General features: G+C 46.8%; 2 protein-coding genes. One reads left to right on the top strand and one right to left on the bottom strand.

The features are described 5' to 3' along the window. Positions 1-114 precede the first annotated feature (114 nt). The gene (locus tag AND4_RS18640) at positions 115-1,212 is read left to right on the top strand and encodes a ketoacyl-ACP synthase III (protein ID WP_009844540.1); all 1,098 of its coding nucleotides are present in this window, start codon (positions 115-117) and stop codon (positions 1,210-1,212) included. A 137-nt stretch (positions 1,213-1,349) separates the two neighbouring features. Here the strand turns inward: AND4_RS18640 and AND4_RS18635 are convergent, their stop codons facing one another. Further along, positions 1,350-2,612, bottom strand: coding sequence for a hydroxymethylglutaryl-CoA reductase (locus tag AND4_RS18635; RefSeq protein WP_009844539.1), 1,263 nt, complete (start codon positions 2,610-2,612; stop codon positions 1,350-1,352). Positions 2,613-2,775 lie beyond the last annotated feature (163 nt).

Genomic DNA, 2,775 nt, shown 5'->3' with positions numbered 1-2,775 from the left:
CATAATTTGTATACTTATTTATTAGCTTGCCGAAATATAAGACAGCAAGCCTGTATTTGGACCCGAACAGGTTCTAAGAAACTTCACTAAAATACAACAATTAATAGGTCTGCGATGACAAATTACTACGCTGAAATTACCGGTTGGGGAAAATGCCTTCCACCAGCAACGCTCTCTAACGACGACCTTAGCACTTTCCTCGAAACTTCAGATGAATGGATTCGCACCAGAACCGGAATAGAAAGCCGTCGTATTAGCCACGTAAACACGTCGGACATGGCAACGGTTGCTGCACGACATGCGATGGCTCGCGCGGGTGTAGAAGCGAGTGATATCGACCTAATCATTGTTGCGACATGCTCTCCTGACTCACTGATTCCAAATATTGCGTCTAAAGTACAACAGAACCTTGGTATTCGTTCTGCCGCCGCATTCGATTTAAACGCAGCATGTACTGGTTTTGTGTATGGTCTAGAAACAGGAACACGTTTAATTCAATCCGGTAACTACCGTAACGCGATCATCATCGGTGCAGAACGTCTGTCTTTCTACATTGACTGGGCAATGCGCGACACCGCAGTTCTGTTTGGTGATGGTGCTGGTGCTGTCATTCTAACGCGCACAGAGCAAGAAACTGGTTTGCTGCAATCGCAAATTGGCTGTGACGCGAAAGGCCGTGACATTCTCTCTGTTCCTGAGTTTGGTACCTGCATGGATCGTTTTGCGAAAGACAATGGTTACTGGGACTTTAACTTTGTCGGGCAAGAGATTTTCAAACGCGCAGTAAAAGGCATGGGCTTGGCTGCGAAAACGGTATTGAAAGCGTCTGAGTTAACCACAGACCAAATCAATATTGTTATTCCACACCAGGCGAACATCCGAATTATTCAAACGCTGTGCGATCTTTCTGGTATTCCGCAAGAAAAAGCGTTCGTTAACATCCAAAACTACGGCAACACGTCGGCTGCTACCGTGCCAATTGCGCTTTGTGAAGCACTAGAGCAAGGTCGAGTCAAGCCGGGTGATAACATGCTACTTGCTGCGTTTGGTGCTGGTTTGACATGGGGCGCTGCGGTACTGAAATGGGGTGACCGTGTAACGCCTGTTGCTGAAAGTGACGCTGTTCTACCTGACAGTGAGAAGACGGCGTTGGAACTTTTAGAACGAGCAATCAAGTTATGCAATCAACGCCCTCGCGGTGAAGAGGCATAAGCACTAGATTTAGTGTATTAAAACGATCGTCGAGATAAAAACGTCGTCTCGATAAAAATTGACGGCCAAAGGGAGCATAACGCTCCCTTTTCTGTATCGCTTTACCGCTTACTTATTTGTACTACTTTCGCGCTAACCTACTTTCTCGCTAACTTATGATGCGCACGGGAGAAGTGGTCAGCGCAAAAGGCGCCGACAATGGAAAGTTCACCAGCCAAACATAGAGCGGCTGCGACTTCTGCCAGTGCTCTGGCTTTACCATTGCCATGTAAACCAAGGATATCCAAACATGCTTTCTGAGTTGGCAAACCAGTACCGCCGCCAACGGTACCAACCATGATGTTTGGCAGCGTCACAGAAGTGTACAGATTGCCGTGGGCATCGATATCCATTCGAGTAATGCCCACCGCAGATTCTGCAACGCATGCGGCATCTTGTCCGCAAGCGATATACAAGGCAGTTAGAGCATTGGCGTAGTGTGCATTGATGCCAATGGTGCCACTGAGCAAACCGCCAACAGTATTCATTTTGCCAAATTTGACCATGGCTTCTGGTGTTGTGTGGAGATATTTCCTAATTAAAGCCGCAGAAATGGTTACTTCAGCCGACACCTTTTTACCGCGCACAGATCTTAAAGTGTGGGCATTGGCTTTCTTGTCACCGGACAAGTTACCGTCAAGATACGCATCAACTGGTGTGACTGGGCTGTGTTCAAGGATGTAATGGAACACTTTGTGTGTGGCAATGGTGACCATATTCTGCCCAGAGGCATCGCCTGTGACGTATTCAAATACCAAGTAAACATGATTACCTTCGATGTTCACGTTGATGTCTTTTAACTTACCATGTGTGGTGGTTGATTCTGCTTGATGACGGAAGACATCGTACTGAGTTACTACCCAGCTGACAAACTGCGCCGCTTGTGCAAGAGACTGGAAACCAAACACAGGGGTGCGGCTGACACCTTCGCTGATCAAGAGGGTACTTGCCCCACCAGCTTCCGTAATTAAGTTTGCACCACGGTTGTAAGACGCGACCAGCGCCGCTTCTGTTGTTGCAAGTGGCACTAAATAGTCATCGTTCGCATGCAGTCCGTTGACTCGCAGAGGCCCAGCAACACCAACAGGAACGTTGACCGTGCCGATAAAGTGCTCAATGTTGTTGGCGTAAAGGTCATAATGGGATTGCGTGAAAGAATCAAGAAGGAGATCTTTGTGCGTCATCGATTCCAGTACTTTCCAACGGCGCTCAACGTGTTTTTTCGTCAGACCAGCACTGAGACAAAGCTTCTTTTCTGGTTTGTGATATTTCGGTTCCAATGCCGATTTTACTTTTTCGCAGGTTCCGTTGTCTGAAAGTACAGAGCTATTCCTTGCGCTGTCTAAATTTAATTTCGGCATACAAACGTTTCTTCATTCATTTGGTTGGGAATTGTAGTGATCCAAAACGTGATTACAATCCCGTGTATACGTTTTGCTACAAAAGGTTGCTTCGCTTCAAGGTGGATGATCGTACGGATTGACTCTACAATTACGTGCTGCCTGCTCATTAGAAACGAAAAGT

This window comes from Vibrio sp. AND4 (assembly GCF_000171815.1).
Lineage (GTDB): Bacteria > Pseudomonadota > Gammaproteobacteria > Enterobacterales > Vibrionaceae > Vibrio.
This window is presented reverse-complemented; position numbering and strand designations above follow the sequence as displayed.

Excerpts from the sequence above, each read along its gene's own strand:
- AND4_RS18640 (WP_009844540.1), top strand. The coding sequence starts at position 115 with ATGACAAATTACTACGCTGAAATTACCGGTTGGGGAAAATGCCTTCCA.
- AND4_RS18635 (WP_009844539.1), bottom strand. The coding sequence starts at position 2,612 with ATGCCGAAATTAAATTTAGACAGCGCAAGGAATAGCTCTGTACTTTCA.